Origin of the sequence: Micromonospora humida, assembly GCF_016901255.1 — a bacterium.
Taxonomy (GTDB): Bacteria; Actinomycetota; Actinomycetes; order Mycobacteriales; family Micromonosporaceae; genus Micromonospora; species Micromonospora wenchangensis.
In genome coordinates, this window is the sequence record NZ_JAFEUC010000007.1 from 203,717 (window position 1) to 219,716 (window position 16,000).

The following is a 16,000-nucleotide window of genomic DNA, read 5'->3' on the forward strand; positions in this document are numbered from 1 at the left end:
GTCACTGTACGTATGCGAGGTCGTGACCCTTGGTGGGTCACGACCTCGCAGCGTTGATGGCCTCCTATATCAGATTTTTCCTCATAACACAGTTACAGAGATCATCCGAACACGGCGTCCCCCAGGTGTGACCTCCAACACTGGGCAGGGCTACAGTCTGTGAGTTGTCAGTACGTGATCGTTCCCGCAGCCAGCGGATATGGATGTTGATCATCTTCCGTGGCGGCGGGTTCGGAGCACGTGCGCCACCGCATCCAGGCGTCGGCCATACGTCCACTGGCCGGCGCGACAGTGTTCGGTACAGGAGGACATAGATGTCCGGGACCTTGGCCGCCGAAGGCGGCGCGCTGTCCCTCACCGGAGAGAACGTGACGTACGTCGTCATCGCCGCGGTCATCGCGCTGGTGGCACTCGTCTTCGCCGCCGCCTTGACCAAGGCCGTGCTGGCAGCCGGTAAGGGCACCACCAACATGCAGGAGATCTCCGGCGCGGTGCAGGAGGGCGCCTCCGCCTATCTGCTCCGGCAGTTCAGGACGTTGGCGATCTTCGTGGTTGTCGCCGTCGTGCTGCTCTTCCTGCTGCCGGTGCACGACACCGACGGCAGCGAACTGGCGGTGAAGATCGGCCGGTCCGCGTTCTTCGTGGTCGGCGCCCTGTTCAGCGCGTTCATCGGCGGTGCCGGGATGTGGCTGGCCACCCGCGCCAACCTGCGGGTCGCCGCCGCGGCCCGGGAGGCGGCCGGCGGCCGGGAGGCCGCCATGAAGATCGCCTTCCGGACCGGCGGCGTGGTCGGCTTCCTCACCGTCGGCCTCGGCCTGTTCGGCGCGGCGCTCGTGGTCATGCTGTTCAAGGGCGACGCGCCGACCGTGCTGGAGGGCTTCGGCTTCGGTGCCGCCCTGCTCGCCATGTTCATGCGGGTCGGCGGCGGCATCTTCACCAAGGCCGCCGACGTCGGCGCCGACCTGGTCGGCAAGGTCGAGCAGGGCATCCCCGAGGACGACCCGCGCAACGCCGCCACCATCGCCGACAACGTGGGCGACAACGTCGGCGACTGCGCCGGTATGGCCGCCGACCTCTTCGAGTCGTACGCGGTGACGCTGGTCGCGGCGCTGATCCTCGGCCGCGCCGCGTTCGGTGAGGACGGCCTGGTCCTGCCGCTGATCATCTCCACGATCGGGGTCCTGGTGGCGATCGTCGGGGTGTTCATCACCCGGCTGCGCGCCTCCGACCGCAACGGCCTCACCGCCATCAACCGGGCCTTCTATCTCTCCGCCCTGTTCTCCGCGGTGCTGGTCGCGATCGCCTCCTACTTCTACCTCCAGCCGACCTGGGCCGACCTGCTCGGCCCCGAGTGGCGGGCCAGCCTCGGCGTGGACGGCGGCGACCCGCCGCTCGGCCCGCGCGGGGTGACCATCGCCGCGGTCGTCATCGGCATCGGGCTGGCCGCCGCCATCCAGGCGCTGACCGGCTACTTCACCGAGACCAACAGGCGTCCGGTGCAGGACATCGGCAAGAGCTCGCAGACCGGCCCGGCCACCGTCATCCTCGCCGGCATCAGCGTCGGCCTGGAGTCGGCGGTCTACTCGGCGCTGCTGATCGGCGCCGGGGTCTTCGGCGCGTTCCTGCTCGGCGGCAGCTCCATCACCCTGTCGCTGTTCGCGGTCGCGCTGGCCGGCACCGGCCTGCTCACCACCGTCGGCGTGATCGTCGCGATGGACACCTTCGGCCCGATCTCCGACAACGCGCAGGGCGTGGCCGAGATGTCCGGTGACATCGACGAGAACGGCGCGCGGATCCTCACCGAACTGGACGCGGTCGGCAACACCACCAAGGCGATCACCAAGGGCATCGCGATCGCCACCGCCGTGCTCGCGGCCACCGCGCTGTTCGGCTCGTACACCGACACGCTGCGCACCGCCTACTCCGACGCGGGCGTCGGGGACGTCGGCAGCGAGATCCTCAACGCGCTCAACGTCGCCAACCCGCGCAACCTGGTCGGTCTGATCATCGGCGCGGCGGTGGTCTTCCTCTTCTCCGGGCTGGCCATCAACGCGGTGTCCCGCTCGGCCGGCGCGGTGGTGATGGAGGTCCGCCGGCAGTTCCGTGAGCTGCCCGGCATCATGGACCGCACCCAGCGCCCCGAGTACGGCAAGGTCGTCGACATCTGCACCCGCGACGCGCAGCGCGAGCTGATGACTCCCGGCCTGCTGGCCATCCTCGCCCCGATCGCGGTCGGCTTCGGCCTCGGTCCCGGCGCGCTGGCCTCCTACCTGGCCGGGGCGATCGGGGCGGGCACCCTGATGGCGGTCTTCCTGTCCAACTCCGGTGGCGCGTGGGACAACGCCAAGAAGCTCGTCGAGGACGGTTCCTACGGCGGCAAGGGCTCCGAGTCGCACTCGGCGACGGTCATCGGCGACACCGTCGGCGACCCGTTCAAGGACACCGCCGGCCCGGCGATCAACCCGCTGCTCAAGGTGATGAACCTGGTCTCGCTGCTGATCGCGCCGGCCGTGGTGGCCTGGAGCGTCGGCGACGACCGGAACACCCCGCTGCGCCTGACGGTCGCGGTGGTCGCCACCCTGATCGTGGTCGCGGCGGTGGTGTTCAGCAAGCGCAAGGGCGTCGCCATGGACTCCACCCCGGACGGTGGCGGCACCGGCACGGGCAACGACCCGAAGCGGGTCGAAGCCGCCAACGCCTGAGTCACGACGCGGCGGGTCCCCGGTCCCACGGGGGCCCGCCGCGTCGGGCGGTGCACCCGAAACCTGACCGCTGGCGCAATCGCCCGGAGGCCGTACGCTGCAACGCATGCGTACGTGTCGGGCGGGTGACGCCGGGAAGCTCACGGCGGTCCTCGTCACGGTCGTACTCGTCGTGGCCGGGTGCGGTGGCGGGCCCAGCCCCCGGGTCTGGGCGGCGTCGGTCTGCGAGGCGCTCACCCCGTGGCGGGCCGAGATCAGCAAGCTCACCAGCAGCACCCACCAGCAGATGACCGCGCAGACCACCCCGGCGCAGGCGAAGGAGAACCTGGTGCGGCTCTTCGGCGGCGCCGAACAGGCGAGCGAGACGGCCCGCCGCCGGATCGCCGACGCGGGCATCCCGGAGACGGACCACGGCGACGAGGTGTCGAAGGGGTTCCGCACCTCCCTGGCGAAGATCAGGGACGCCTACGGCCGCGCCGGGGACACCATCGACGCCCTGGACACCACGCGGGCCGCCGCCTTCTACGACGGCGTCCAGGCCGCGGTGGACACGCTCAACCAGGAGTACGACGCGAGCGCGCTGGACACCGGGCGGCTCAACTCGACAGAACTCAAGCAGGCCTTCGACGAGGTTCCGGAGTGTCGCTGAGGCGTGCCGACCCGCCCGGGGAACCGGGGCGTCAGCTGTCGCTGTTCGGCACCGAGGCGGCCGATCCGTCCGTCGCCGACCTGGCCGGGCTGCTCGCCGGCCCGGGGGAGGTGCACCGGATGGGTCGTACCGCCCGGTTGTCCGTCGGGGTGGACGCGGCCTGGCGGGTGCACGTGCTCGTCGACGAGTTGGCCCGGCGGGGGCTCGCGGCGGGCTGGGAGTCGACCGGGGAGCAGCGTTACGTCGTGCGGACCCCGTACCTGACCACGCTGGCGCCGTTGGCGACGGCCTGGCTGGCCGGTGGGGTGAAGCGGCCGCCGCCCCGGTTCCACCTGCACGGTCGGCGGCTGCGGCTGTGGCTGGCCGCCGCCGGGGCGGCCGACGACGCCGGGTTGCTGCTGCGCCTCGACCGGCGGGACGAGCCGTGGTGGCCGGTGGTGCGGGCGGCGCTCGCGGTGGTGGGCCTGCCGGCGGCGCTGCTGGAGGTGGAGGCGGGCGGCCCGGCGTACCGGATCGGTGGGCGGCGGCTGGCCCGGCTGGCCGAACTGGTCGGCGACCGCCCGCCGGCCGCCCCCGCCGACCTCTGGCCGTGACCGCCCCGCCCGGGCCCGCCGCCGCCCGGGGGCCGGGTGGTGATCGGCTCTACGGGGGCTGTGTTGCGGTATCGGAGCGACCGGATGCCGCCACTTCGGCCCACTGGAGTCGATCAGCCGAGACCGGCCGGGCGTCCGATCATGGACGGTATCGCGGAGAGTATGCTAGTCGTCTCACTCTGTGAACACCTGGGTTCGCCCAGGTCGGAGGGCCGGCGTCGTCACCGTGGCCCACTTCGGGGCCTACCCACGGTGTACGGTGGCGCCGTCCGGTCACTGAGGCCGCGCGGCGCCGGCGGTGCCGCCGCGCGGACGCTGTTTGCCGCCCCCGGGACCCGGAGCCGGGGCGGCGCGTTACGTTGGACATCCGGACCGACGGTGGTCCGGCGGGCGCAACACGGCCCGAAACGGGCCTGGAGCAGGAGCGAGGTCGGGGAGAGACGTGCCGAGCAGAGCTGGAACCACCCGTCTGGTCATCGTCGAGTCACCGGCGAAGGCCAAGACGATCTCGGGCTACCTCGGCCCGGGGTACGTCGTGGAGGCCAGCTTCGGCCACGTCCGGGACCTGCCCCGCAACGCCGCCGACGTGCCGGCCAAGTACAAGGGTGAGTCGTGGGCCCGGCTGGGGGTGGACGTCGACAACGGCTTCCACGCCCTCTACGTGGTCTCGGCCGACCGTAAGCAGCAGATCAGCAAGCTGGTGAAGCTGGCCAAGGAGGTCGACGAGATCTTCCTGGCCACGGACGAGGACCGCGAGGGCGAGGCGATCGCCTGGCACCTGGTGGAGACCCTCAAGCCCAAGGTGCCGGTCAAGCGGATGGTCTTCCACGAGATCACCAAGCCGGCCATCCAGGCGGCGGTGGCGAACCCCCGCGAGATCGACCGCGACCTGGTCGACGCCCAGGAGGCCCGGCGCATCCTCGACCGGCTCTACGGCTACGAGGTCTCCCCGGTGCTGTGGAAGAAGGTCATGCCGAGGCTCTCGGCGGGCCGGGTGCAGTCCGTGGCGACCCGGATCGTGGTCGAGCGGGAGCGCCAGCGGATGGCCTTCCGCACCGCGGAGTACTGGGACATCCTCGCCACCCTCGCGGTGGCCAACCCGGGCGAGGGCCCGCGTACCTTCAACGCCACCCTGGTCGCGCTCAACGGTGACCGGATCGCCACCGGCAAGGACTTCGAGCCGACCACCGGGCGGGTGCGGCCCGGCGCGGGCGTGGTGCACCTCGACGAGAGCGGGGCGCGGGGCCTGGCGGCCCGCCTCGACGGGCGGCCGTTCACCGTCACCCGGGTCGAGGAGAAGCCCTACCGCCGTCGCCCGTACGCGCCGTTCATCACCTCGACCCTCCAGCAGGAGGCGGCCCGCAAGATGCGGTTCTCGTCGCAGCAGACGATGCGCACCGCGCAGCGGCTCTACGAGAACGGCTACATCACCTACATGCGTACCGACTCGGTGAACCTCTCCGAGACGGCCATCGCGGCGGCCCGCCGGCAGATCGTCGAGCTGTACGGCGAGCGCAGCGTGCCGCCGGAGCCGCGCCGCTACACCGGCAAGGTGAAGAACGCCCAGGAGGCGCACGAGGCGATCCGCCCGGCGGGTGACAACTTCCGCACCCCCGGCGACGTGGCCAAGGAGCTGTCCGGCGAGGAGTTCAAGCTCTACGAGCTGATCTGGCGGCGGACCATCGCCTCGCAGATGACCGACGCGGTCGGCTCCAGCGTCTCGGTGCGCATTCGGGCGGTCTCCGCCGCGCAGGAGGAGGCGGACTTCGGCGCCACCGGCAAGACGATCACCGACCCGGGCTTCCTGCGGGCGTACGTCGAGTCCAGCGACGACGAGAACGCCGAGGCCGAGGACGCCGAGCGTCGGCTGCCGACCCTGGTCAAGGACCAGCCGTTGACCGCCGACGAGCTGGCCGCGCAGGGCCACCACACCCAGCCGCCGTCGCGCTACACCGAGGCGTCGCTGGTCAAGGCACTGGAGGAGCTGGGCATCGGCCGCCCGTCGACGTACGCGTCGATCATGCAGACGATCCAGGACCGGGGCTACGTCACCAAGCGCGGCCAGGCGATGATCCCGACGTTCCTGGCGTTCGCGGTGATCGGTCTGATGGAACGGCACTACCCGCGCCTGATCGACTACGACTTCACCGCCAGCATGGAGAACGAGCTGGACGAGATCGCCGGGGGCGACCACGCCGCCGTCGACTTCCTCACCGCGTTCTACTTCGGCAGCAGCAACGGCACCGGGGACCAGGCCATCGCCCACGCGGGCGGGTTGAAGAAGCTGGTCACCGAGAACCTCAGCGAGATCGACGCGCGTAGCGTCAACTCGATCCCGCTGCACACCGACGACGAGGGGCGCGAGGTCGTCGTCCGGGTCGGTCGGTTCGGGCCGTACCTCCAGCGGGCCCTGCCCGGCGAGCAGCCGGCACCGAAGGCCGACGGCGAGGAGGGCGGCAGCCAGGGCGACCGGGCGCCGATCCCGGAGGGGTTGGCCCCCGACGAGTTGACCCCGGAGAAGGTGCACGAGCTGTTCCTCGGTGGGGGCGGCGAACGCAAGCTCGGCGACGACCCGGCCACCGGGGAGCCGATCGTGCTCAAGTCCGGCCGGTTCGGCCCGTACGTCGCCAGCGGCGAGCGCAAGTCGTCGCTGCTGCGCACGCAGACCCCGGACTCGCTCACTCTCGACGAGGCGTTGAAGCTGCTCAGCCTGCCCCGGGTGATCGGGGTCGCCCCGGACGGCGCGGAGGTCGTCGCCAACAACGGCCGCTACGGCCCGTACGTCAAGCGCGGTGACGAGTTCCGCTCGCTGGACTCGGAAGACAAGATGTTCACCGTCACCCTCGACGAGGCGCTGGCCCTGCTGGCCGCCCCGAAGACCCGCCAGCGTCGGGCCGCCGCGCCCCCGCTGCGCGAGATGGGCGTCGACCCGCTGACCGAGAAGCCACTGGTGATCAAGGACGGCCGGTTCGGGCCGTACGTCACCGACGGGGAGTTCAACGCGTCGCTGCGGCGCGGGCAGACCCCGGAGGAGCTGACCATCGAGCAGGCGTCGGAGATGCTGGCCGAGAAGCGGGCGAAGGGCCCGGCCCCGAAGAAGGCGGCGGCGAAGAAGGCCCCCGCCAAGAAGGCGGCGGCCAAGAAGGCCACGGCGACCAAGGCGACGACGGCGAAGAAGACCGCCGCCGCCGCGAAGTCCACGGCCGCCAAGAAGACGACCACCGCCACCACCACGGCGGCGAAGAAGACCCCGGCCAGGAAGGCCGCCCCCCGCAAGGCCACCACCGCCGCCGAGTAACCCACCCGTCCCCCAGCCACCCCGGTCGCTCGCCGACGCGGTGGATCTTGGAGGCAAACGGCCCCTCCGGGGGTCGATTCCCTCCAAGATCCACCCGTTGTCCACAGGGGCTGCGCGTGACGGGTGCTGGTGGGCAGTGTGCGGGGGTGACGGTTCGAAGGGGTACGGGGTCCGGTCGACGGGTACGGGCGGGTGCGGGGCTCCGGCGGGCGCTTCCCGCCGACGACGCGGACGAGTTGACCTGGCTGCGCTTCCGACAGGAGGACGTGATCAGCCTGGCCCAGGCATCCCGGTACCTGTCCCGCAAGGCGATCCGGCACCGGGTGGAGGCGGGACGGTGGCGGCAGGTCCACCGGGCGGTGTTCGTGACGCACAACGGTCCCGTAGACGCCGGACAGTTCCGTTGGATCGCCGTGCTGGCTGCCGGGCCGCACGCCGTGCTGGGTGGCCTCAGCGCGGCCCAGGCCGGCGGTCTGCGCGGCTTCCGGGCCCGCCCGGTCGACCTGTTGCTCCCCGCATCGTCCCGCCGCGACGTGCTGCCGCCGGGGGTACGCGTGCACCGGACCACCCTTCTACCCCCGCAGGACGTGCTCACCGTCGGGCAGCCTCCCCGTACCAGGCCCGGCGCGGTCGGTCGTCGACGCGGCCCAGTGGGCGGCAGGTGACGACGAGGCGCGCGCCATCGTCGCGGCGGCCTTCCAGCAGCGCCTGGTGACGGGCGGGGAGGTACACGAGGTGCTGGCCCGGCTGCCGCGCCTGCGCCGCCGGGCACTGGTGACCGCGATCGTCACCGATGCCGCAGGCGGCTCCCACTCACTCGGTGAGCTGGACTTCCTCGACCTGACCCGCCGGGCCGGCCTGCCGGCTCCGACCCGGCAACAGGTCCGGTACGACCCGGCCGGCCGACGCCGCTACCTCGACGCGTACTTCGCCCAGTGGCGGGTGCACGTGGAGATAGACGGAGGACAGCATCTCGACCCGGCCCACGCCTGGGCGGACATGCGACGGCAGAACTCTCTCTGGATCGAGGGAGACCGGGTGCTCCGCTTTCCGGCCTGGGCGTTGCGGGCCCGCCCCGACGAGGTCGTCGCCCAACTCCGTGCCGCCCTGCGCGCGGCCGGCTGGCCCGGCTGACCGACCCCGCCCCGTGCGTCCACCAGATCTTGGAGGGAAAGTGCCCCCGCAGGGGCCATTTCTCTCCAAGATCGTCGTGGGGGCGGGTCAGGGGCCGAGGATGTGGTCGAGGTGGGGGTTGGTGAGGACCCGGCCGGGGTCGAGGCGGGCCCGCAGATCCTGGAAGTCGGCGAACTTCGGGTACACGGTCGCCAGGGAGGCCGCGTCCCGGTAGTGCAGCTTGCCCCAGTGGGGTCGGCCGCCCAGCCCCGCTGCGACCTCCTCGAAAGCCCGGAAGTACGGCTCGTAGGGCATGCCGACGTACTGGTGGACGGCGAGGTAGGCGGAGTCGCGGCCGTAGCCGTGGGACAGCCAGATGTCGTCGGCGGCGGTGAACCGCACCTCGACGGGGAAGAGCACCTTGAAGGGCAGCCGGTCGACGAGGCGGCGCAGTTCCGCAAGCGCCTGCGGCAGGGCGGCGCGCGGGATGCCGTACTCCATCTCCACGAAGCGGACCCGGCGCGGGGTGCAGAAGACCGTGTCGGAGCGGCCGGTGTAGGTGCGTTCGGTGAGCGCGCGGGCGGAGACCGCGCTGATCGTGGGCACCAGCGTCGGGACGGCCCGACCCAGCCGGCAGGCCCCGGCGAAGACGGTGTTGGCGAGGAAGTCGTCGTCCAGCCAGCCCCGCCAGCGGGGCAGCGGCCGGTCGTCGGCGGGCACCCGGTCGTTGGTCTTGAGCTGCACCCGGTCGGTGTACGGGAACCAGTAGAACTCGACGTGGTCGTGCCGGCCGATGAGACCGGACAGGTCGCCGAGCACCTCGTCGAGCGGGGCGGGGCGTTCGTGTGCGCGTAGGGTGAACGCGTCGACGCAGCGCAGGGTGACCTCGACGAGCACGCCGAGCGCCCCCAGGCCGACCCGGGCGGCGGCGAAGATGTCCGGGTGTTCCTCGGCCGAGCAGTGCAGCACCTCGCCGGTGCCGGTGACCAGGGTGAGCGCCTCGACGAAGGTGGACAGGCAGCCGTACGCGGCGCCGGTGCCGTGGGTGCCGGTGGAGATCGCCCCGGCGATGGTCTGCGCGTCGATGTCGCCGAGGTTGGGCATGGCCAGGCCGTGCCCGGCGAGCAGCGCGTTGAGCGCCCGCAGGGTCGTCCCGGCGGGCACGGTGACCAGCCGGGCGTCCCGGTCGACCCGGACGCCGGTGACGAGGGCGGACAATTCCATCCGCCGGCCGTCGGTCAGGGCGATGGGGGTGAACGAGTGACCGCTGCCGACCACCCTGATCCGCTCGCCCGCGCCCGCCGCGTCCAGGACCGCCTCGGCTGTGTCCTCGACGGTGGTAGGGCGCAGGATGGCGGTGGCGACGCTGCGTTGGTTGCCCGCCCAGTTGGACCAAGCGGTGGTGGTACCGGCCATCGGCGCTCCTCGACATGAACGTGAACTGCCTTCATATCAGGAACGTTGTGCCTGGTAAATACCGCAATCGAGGTCCGCTCGTTGTACCGGTAGTCACGGCCTCGTGACATGTGGATATGTTCTTCCGTCGAAGGGGGGTGGCGTCGAGTGTCCACACCAGCCGCCACGACCGGGCCGCTGCGCCGCGTTCCGGTGCAGGGTCGAAGTGTCGCGCGCGTCCAACGGATGTTGGACGCCTGTGCCGAGCTCGTCGACGAGGTGGGGTACGAGGGGTTGACCACCACGTTGCTCGCCGAGCGGGCCGAGGTGGCGATCGGGTCGGTCTACCAGTTCTTCCCGGACAAGCGGGCGATAGTCCAGGCGTTGACGCTGCGCACGATGGAGTCCTACCTCCAGCGGCTCGACGAGCGCTTCGCCTCCGACGACCTGACCCACTGGTGGGACGGCGTCGACGCGGGCATCGACGAGTACATCTCGATGCACCGGACGGTCCCGGGCTTCCGGACCCTGCACTTCGGTGACGTCGTCGACCTGCACCTGCTCGACGAGCAGCGGGACAACAACGGGGTGATCGCCGACCAGTTGGCCCGGGTGCTCACCGAGCGGTTCGGCATGGTCGACGAGCCGCGGCTGCGGTTCTGCCTGGAGATCGCCGTCGAGGCCGCCGACGCCCTGATCAAGCTGGCGTTCCGCCGCAAGCAGGAGGGCGACGAACGGGTCCTCGCCGAGGCCAAGGCGCTCATCCGGGAGTACCTGCACCGGCACGTCGAGGCCCCGACCGAACCCGCCGCCCAGCCCTGACCGACCGCCCCGGCCGGCCCGCGAAGCCGCCCCGGGGCCGGCCGCAGCCGGTTCCGTGCCGTCGACGGCCGGCCCGGGACCGGCACCGCGAGGGGCGGATCAGAGGAAGGCGTGGCCCTCACCCCGGTAGGTGGGCACCGTGGCGACCACGCTGTCCCCGTCGACCAGGTGCAGGTCGTTGACCCGTTCGCAGAGTTCGCCGGCCTTGGCGTGCCGGAACCACACCCGGTCGCCGATCCGCAGGGCGGCTGCGGCGGCGCCGGTGAGCGGGGTCTGCACCTCGCCCGCGCCCTCGGTGCCGACCAGTTCCAGCCCGGCCGGCAGCCACGGCCGCGGCAGCCGGCTCGTCGCCGCCGGTCCGGAGGCGATCCAACCGCCGCCGAGCACGGTGGCGATCTCCGGCGTCGGGCGGCGGACCACCGAGCAGGCGAAGAACGCCGCCGGGGTCGGCCGCCAGGCGCGGTAGGCGTCGAACAGCGTCGGGCCGTACAGCCCCGAGCCGGCGGTGACCTCGGTGACCGAGGGGTCGGCGCTGGTGGCGGCCACGCTGCCGGTGCCACCGCCGTTGACGAATTCCAGGTCGGCGTGTTCGCGGACGGCGGCGACCGCCGCACCCCGTCGGGCCAGCAGCTCCCGGTACGACCCGCGCTGGGCGATCCGGATCGCGGCGCTGAGCGCGGCCTGTCCGGGCGGGGCGTCCCCGAGCCCGGCGATCTGTGCCTCGTACGACATCAGGCCGACCAGCCGGAAGCCGGCCCGACGGGCGACGGCGGCGGCGAGCGCGCCGGCCGCCCGGGCGCTGTGCACCGGCGAGCGGCGGACCCCGACGTGCACCCGGCCGCGCAGGGGTCGCCAGGAGGCGTCGAGGTCGAGGCAGACCCGGATCTCGGGTCGGCGGCCCGGGGCGCACACCGTGTCGATCAGGTCGAGCTGCTCGGTGCTGTCGATCATGAGGGTGACCGCCGCGGCGAGCTGCGGATCACCGGCCAGGGCGGCGAGCGCCCCCCGGTCGGCGGTGGGGTACGCCACGAGCGCGTCGCCGGTCGCGCCGGAGCGGACCAGCCAGTTCGCCTCGGCCAGGGTGAACGCCATCACGCCGGCCCAGCCGGCCCGGCCGAGCGCCCGGTCGAGCAGGTCGCGGGACCGGATCGACTTGCTGGCGGCGCGGACCGGCTTACCGGCGCTGCGGGCGGCCAGTGCGGCGGCGTTGGCGTCGAAGGCGGTGAGGTCCACCACGGCGTAGGGCGGGTCGAGGTGGGCGGTCGCCTTGTCGAGGCGTTCGCGCAGGGTGTCGCTGTCGATGGCCACGAATGCACGCTAACTGTCCGGACGGCAATGCGAAATACCCTCACGTCCTACCGGGCTGCGGACGGTGGCGTCAGCGGCCTAGGCTCGGCGAGCAGGAGAATGTCGCCGGTGGGGAGGCCCCCACCGGGTCTAGAGTGTTGCACCGGGACTGCCCAGTGTTGGGCCGGCGCGTGGAGGTACGGCCATCGAAAGCCAGCAGAACGGCGAGTCGTCCGGCGCGTCGTCGTCCGGGCCCGCCGGAGCCGCCGCCCAGACCGACCGGTCCGGAGCGGCGGCGATCCGGTCCGTGCTGCGCATCCGGCCGTTCCGGCGGCTCTGGATCGTCCTCGGCGCAGCCTCCTTCGGTGACTGGCTCGGCCTGCTCGCCACCTCCGTCTTCGCCGCCGCGCAGGTCTCCGGCAGCACCGCCCAGGGGGCGGTGTTCGGTGGCGTGATCGCCATCCGGCTGCTCCCGGCGCTGGTGCTGGGGCCGGTGGCCGGTGTGCTCGCCGACCGGTTCGACAGGCGCTGGACGATGGTCATCTGCGACCTGCTGCGCTTCCTGCTGTTCGCCTCGATCCCGCTGGTCGCGCTGCTCGGCGTCCGGGGCGGCGTGGTGGTCACCTGGGCGGCGATCGCCACCTTCCTGATCGAGTCGATCACCCTGCTCTGGATCCCGGCCAAGGAGGCCGCGGTCCCCAACCTCATCCCGCGCGCCCGGCTGGAGACCGCCAACCAGCTCACCCTGATCACCACGTACGGCCTGACCCCGGTCGCCGCCGCGATCGCCCTGGCGGTGCTGGACCGCAGCGTGCGCGGGGTCACCGGCGGCGAGATGCCGAGCTGGGCCGAGCCCGCCCAGCTCGCCCTCTGGTTCAACGCCTTCTCCCGGCTCGCCACGGCGCTGGTGGTGGCCTTCGGCATCAAGGAGATCAGCCAGGCCCAGGCCCGGGAACGGGGTGAGCGCGCCGAGCAGGGCATGTTCAGCCAGTTCACCGAGGGCTGGAAGTTCATCGGCCAGACCCCGCTGGTCCGGGGCCTGGTGCTCGGCATCTTCGGCGCGTTCGCCGGTGGCGGCATCGTGATCGGCACCGCCAAGTTCTTCGCCGCCTCGCTCGGTGCCGGCGACGCCGCGTTCTACATGCTGTTCGGCGCGATCTTCATCGGCCTGGCGGTCGGCATCGGGCTCGGCCCGATGATCGTGCGGGACATGTCCCGCCGCCGCTGGTTCGGTATGAGCATCGTGCTGGCCAGCGCGTCCGTGCTGGTGCTGGCCTTCGCCATCCACCTGTCGATGGCCATCCTCGGTGCGATCATGGTCGGCGCGGGCGCCGGCATGGCCTTCCTCGCCGGCACCACGCTGCTCGGCGGCGAGGTCGCCGACGAGGTACGCGGCCGGGTCTTCGCCGTGGTGCAGATCGGCACCCGGCTGGTGCTGATCCTGGCGATCGCACTGAGCAGCCTGCTGGTCGGGGTCGGCGGCTCGCGTCAGCTCACCATCGCCGACCTCGGCATCTCGGTCTCCTCCACCCGGCTGCTGCTGCTCGCCGCCGGCCTGGCCGGCATCTTCGCCGGGATCAGCGCGTTCGGGCAGATGGACGACAAGAAGGGCGTGCCGGTCCTGGCCGACCTGTGGGGCTCGATGCGCGGTCGGCCGCTGATGCCGGCCGAGCCGTTCGTCTCCAACGGCCTCTTCGTGGTCTTCGAGGGCGGTGAGGGGGCCGGCAAGTCCACCCAGTTGGAGCAGCTCGCCGCCCGCCTGCGCGAGCAGGGCCGGGACGTCGTGGTGACCCGGGAGCCGGGTGCCACGGCCGTGGGTGAGCGGATCCGGGCCCTGGTGCTTGAGGATTCCGGCGCGGACGCCCCCTCCCCGCGCGCCGAGGCGCTGCTGTACGCCGCCGACCGGGCCCACCACGTCGCCACCGTGGTCCGCCCCGCCCTGATCCGGGGCGCGGTGGTGATCAGCGACAGGTACGTCGACTCGTCCCTGGCCTACCAGGGCGCGGGTCGTACGCTGCCGGTCGACGAGGTCTCCTGGCTCTCCTCCTGGGCCACCGGCGGGCTCAAGCCCGACCTGGTGGTGCTGCTCGACGTCGATCCGCGCACCGGCCTGTCCCGGGCCGCCGCCCGCAACCAGGGGGCCGACCGGCTGGAGGCCGAGTCCGTGGCCTTCCACGAGCGGGTCCGCTACGCCTTCCTCGACCTCGCCGCCAACGACCCGAAGCGTTACCTGGTGCTCGACGCGGCCCGCCCGGTCGACGAGATCGCCGGCCAGGTCGGCCGCCGGGTGCAGGAGTTCCTGGTGGACCCGGCCGGCATCGTGCACCCGCGCCCCGCGCACGGGCCGGACACCTCGGTCCAGCCCGAGTTATCCGACACGGAGCTGGTGGGGATGGAGCACCGGACCTGATGCCGGACGTCTTCGCCGAGCTGGTCGGCCAGGACGACGCGGTCGACACCCTGCGCCGGGCCGCCGCGTCGGCCGCCGCCGTGCTGCGCGCCGCCCACCTCCCGGTACCCTCCGCCACCGCCGACGACCCGGACGACGACCTGGCCGCCCTGGCCGAGGCCGACGAGGATGCCGCCGCCGGGTCGGCCGCCACGGCCGTCGACCCGGGGGCCGGGATGACCCACGCCTGGATCTTCACCGGCCCGCCCGGTTCCGGCCGTTCGGTGGCCGCCCGCGCCTTCGCCGCCGCCCTCCAGTGCGTGCACGGCACCGGCTGCGGCACCTGCCCCGGCTGCCACACCACGCTCACCGGCACGCACGCCGATGTCCGGCTGGTGGCCCCCGAGGGGCTCTCCATCGGCGTCGGCGAGATGCGCGCCCTGGTGCTGCGGGCGGCGAGCACCCCGTCCGGCGGACGCTGGCAGGTGGTGATCATCGAGGACGCCGACCGGCTCACCGAGGCGGCCGGCAACGCGCTGCTCAAGGCGGTCGAGGAGCCGCCACCGCGGACGGTCTTCCTGCTCTGCGCCCCGTCCACCCACCCGGAGGACGTGTCGGTGACGATCCGGTCGCGGTGTCGGGTCGTACCGCTGCGGCAGCCCTCGGCGGCGGCGGTCGCCGAGGTGCTGGTCCGGCGGGACGGCATCGCGCCCGACGTGGCGCAGTGGGTGGCCGCCGCCGCGCAGGGGCACGTGGGGCGGGCCCGGCGGCTGGCCCGCGACCCCGAGGCGCGTCAGCGCCGGGACGCGGTGCTGGCGGTGCCGCGCCGGCTGACCGGGGTGGGCACCGCGCTGGACGCGGCGTCGGCGCTGATCGAGGCGGCCGAGGCCGAGGCGGCGGCCTCGGTGGCGGAGTCCGACGCGACCGAGCGGGCCGCGTTGCAGACCGCGCTGGGCGCGGGCGGCACCGGCCGGGGCGCGGCGGGCGCGACGCGCGGCTCCGCCGGCCAGCTCAAGGACCTGGAGAAACGGCAGAAGTCGCGGGCCACCCGGGCCCAGCGGGACGCCCTGGACCGGGCCCTGGTGGACCTGGCCGGCTTCTACCGGGACGCGCTCACCTCGGCGCTGCGCGCGCCGGTCGCCCCGGTGCACACCGACACCGCCGCGCTGGCCGAGGCGGGCGGGCAGAAGTGGGCCCCGGAGGGTGCGCTGCGCCGGCTGGAGGCGGTCCTGGAGTGCCGGGCCGCGATCGAGGCGAACGTCAAACCCCGCATCGCCGTGGAGGCGATGATGCTCTCGCTCTGGCGCGGCTGACCCCCGGTTCCCGCCCATCGACACGTGTTGACGGGGTGCGGTACGGTCCCGGTGGGCCGCGGTGATCGTGGTGGCACGCAGGGTGAGGTCGACCTGGGGGGAGATCGGATGCCGCGCGGCGAGATCGACGAGGCGTGGATCGAGGAGGCGGTGCGGCGGTACCGCCGGATCGAGTCCCTCCAGGCCGAGTTCGACCGGGCGGTGGAGACCGTCGAGGTGACCGTCCGCTCGCCCGACGGGCTGGTCGAGGTGGTGGTGACCGCCGGTGGGCGGATCACCGACGTGCGCTTCCTCGGGCCGCTGCACAACCGCCACCCCCGGGACGTGGCCGGCTCGGTGCAGGCCGCCGTCACGGCCGCCGCCGACGCCGCCCAGTGGGCCCGGGAGAAGCTGCACAACGAGACGTTCACCGCCTACCGTCCGCTCGCGGGGGCGTGAG

At 72.8% G+C, this 16,000-nt stretch carries 12 protein-coding genes; 10 read left to right on the forward strand and 2 right to left on the reverse strand.

What is annotated here, in order from left to right; translation table 11 throughout:
• Nucleotides 1-314 precede the first annotated feature (314 nt).
• From JQX11_RS16325 to JQX11_RS32525, 6 genes are all read left to right on the forward strand, one after another.
• Nucleotides 315-2,702, forward strand: coding sequence for a sodium-translocating pyrophosphatase (locus tag JQX11_RS16325; protein ID WP_204925804.1), 2,388 nt, complete (start codon nucleotides 315-317; stop codon nucleotides 2,700-2,702).
• A gap of 106 nt (nucleotides 2,703-2,808) precedes the next feature.
• Nucleotides 2,809-3,351, forward strand: coding sequence for a hypothetical protein (locus JQX11_RS16330; RefSeq protein ID WP_204925805.1), 543 nt, complete (start codon nucleotides 2,809-2,811; stop codon nucleotides 3,349-3,351).
• A complete protein-coding gene (locus tag JQX11_RS16335) occupies nucleotides 3,342-3,944 on the forward strand; it encodes a hypothetical protein (RefSeq protein WP_372444598.1) in 603 nt (200 codons plus the stop codon). Before JQX11_RS16330 ends, JQX11_RS16335 begins: the two co-directional genes overlap by 10 nt.
• A gap of 442 nt (nucleotides 3,945-4,386) precedes the next feature.
• Nucleotides 4,387-7,242, forward strand: coding sequence for a type I DNA topoisomerase (gene topA / locus JQX11_RS16340; RefSeq protein WP_204925806.1), 2,856 nt, complete (start codon nucleotides 4,387-4,389; stop codon nucleotides 7,240-7,242).
• A gap of 146 nt (nucleotides 7,243-7,388) precedes the next feature.
• Nucleotides 7,389-7,907 carry a hypothetical protein gene (locus JQX11_RS32520; protein ID WP_232377965.1) on the forward strand — a complete coding sequence of 173 codons (519 nt, stop codon included), beginning with the start codon at nucleotides 7,389-7,391 and terminating at the stop codon, nucleotides 7,905-7,907.
• Between the two features lie 46 nt (nucleotides 7,908-7,953).
• Nucleotides 7,954-8,376 carry a DUF559 domain-containing protein gene (locus JQX11_RS32525; RefSeq protein WP_307826210.1) on the forward strand — a complete coding sequence of 141 codons (423 nt, stop codon included), beginning with the start codon at nucleotides 7,954-7,956 and terminating at the stop codon, nucleotides 8,374-8,376.
• An 87-nt stretch (nucleotides 8,377-8,463) separates the two neighbouring features.
• Here the strand turns inward: JQX11_RS32525 and JQX11_RS16350 are convergent, their stop codons facing one another.
• Nucleotides 8,464-9,771 carry a D-arabinono-1,4-lactone oxidase gene (locus tag JQX11_RS16350; protein ID WP_204925807.1) on the reverse strand — a complete coding sequence of 436 codons (1,308 nt, stop codon included), beginning with the start codon at nucleotides 9,769-9,771 and terminating at the stop codon, nucleotides 8,464-8,466.
• Between the two features lie 225 nt (nucleotides 9,772-9,996).
• On the opposite strand from JQX11_RS16350, the gene JQX11_RS16355 reads away from it, so the two are divergent.
• Complete coding sequence (locus tag JQX11_RS16355) at nucleotides 9,997-10,572, forward strand: TetR/AcrR family transcriptional regulator (RefSeq protein WP_204925808.1); 576 nt, start codon at nucleotides 9,997-9,999, stop codon at nucleotides 10,570-10,572.
• A 99-nt stretch (nucleotides 10,573-10,671) separates the two neighbouring features.
• Here the strand turns inward: JQX11_RS16355 and JQX11_RS16360 are convergent, their stop codons facing one another.
• Nucleotides 10,672-11,880 carry an amino acid deaminase/aldolase gene (locus JQX11_RS16360; protein ID WP_204925809.1) on the reverse strand — a complete coding sequence of 403 codons (1,209 nt, stop codon included), beginning with the start codon at nucleotides 11,878-11,880 and terminating at the stop codon, nucleotides 10,672-10,674.
• 277 nt (nucleotides 11,881-12,157) lie between these two features.
• Here JQX11_RS16360 and tmk point away from each other — a divergent pair, with 277 nt between their 5' ends.
• The 3 genes from tmk to JQX11_RS16375 all read left to right on the forward strand — a co-directional run bounded on the left by tmk (nucleotide 12,158) and on the right by JQX11_RS16375 (nucleotide 15,999).
• The gene (gene tmk / locus JQX11_RS16365; RefSeq protein ID WP_372444600.1) at nucleotides 12,158-14,269 is read left to right on the forward strand and encodes a dTMP kinase; all 2,112 of its coding nucleotides are present in this window, start codon (nucleotides 12,158-12,160) and stop codon (nucleotides 14,267-14,269) included.
• Nucleotides 14,269-15,561 carry a DNA polymerase III subunit delta' gene (locus tag JQX11_RS16370; protein WP_204925811.1) on the forward strand — a complete coding sequence of 431 codons (1,293 nt, stop codon included), beginning with the start codon at nucleotides 14,269-14,271 and terminating at the stop codon, nucleotides 15,559-15,561. Before tmk ends, JQX11_RS16370 begins: the two co-directional genes overlap by 1 nt.
• A 108-nt stretch (nucleotides 15,562-15,669) precedes the next feature.
• Nucleotides 15,670-15,999, forward strand: coding sequence for a YbaB/EbfC family nucleoid-associated protein (locus JQX11_RS16375; RefSeq protein ID WP_088643476.1), 330 nt, complete (start codon nucleotides 15,670-15,672; stop codon nucleotides 15,997-15,999).
• Nucleotide 16,000 lies beyond the last annotated feature (1 nt).

Excerpts from the sequence above, each read along its gene's own strand:
- JQX11_RS16325 (WP_204925804.1), top strand. The coding sequence starts at position 315 with ATGTCCGGGACCTTGGCCGCCGAAGGCGGCGCGCTGTCCCTCACCGGA.
- JQX11_RS16330 (WP_204925805.1), top strand. The coding sequence starts at position 2,809 with ATGCGTACGTGTCGGGCGGGTGACGCCGGGAAGCTCACGGCGGTCCTC.
- JQX11_RS16350 (WP_204925807.1), bottom strand. The coding sequence starts at position 9,771 with ATGGCCGGTACCACCACCGCTTGGTCCAACTGGGCGGGCAACCAACGC.
- JQX11_RS16355 (WP_204925808.1), top strand. The coding sequence starts at position 9,997 with ATGTTGGACGCCTGTGCCGAGCTCGTCGACGAGGTGGGGTACGAGGGG.
- JQX11_RS16370 (WP_204925811.1), top strand. The coding sequence starts at position 14,269 with ATGCCGGACGTCTTCGCCGAGCTGGTCGGCCAGGACGACGCGGTCGAC.
- JQX11_RS16375 (WP_088643476.1), top strand. The coding sequence starts at position 15,670 with ATGCCGCGCGGCGAGATCGACGAGGCGTGGATCGAGGAGGCGGTGCGG.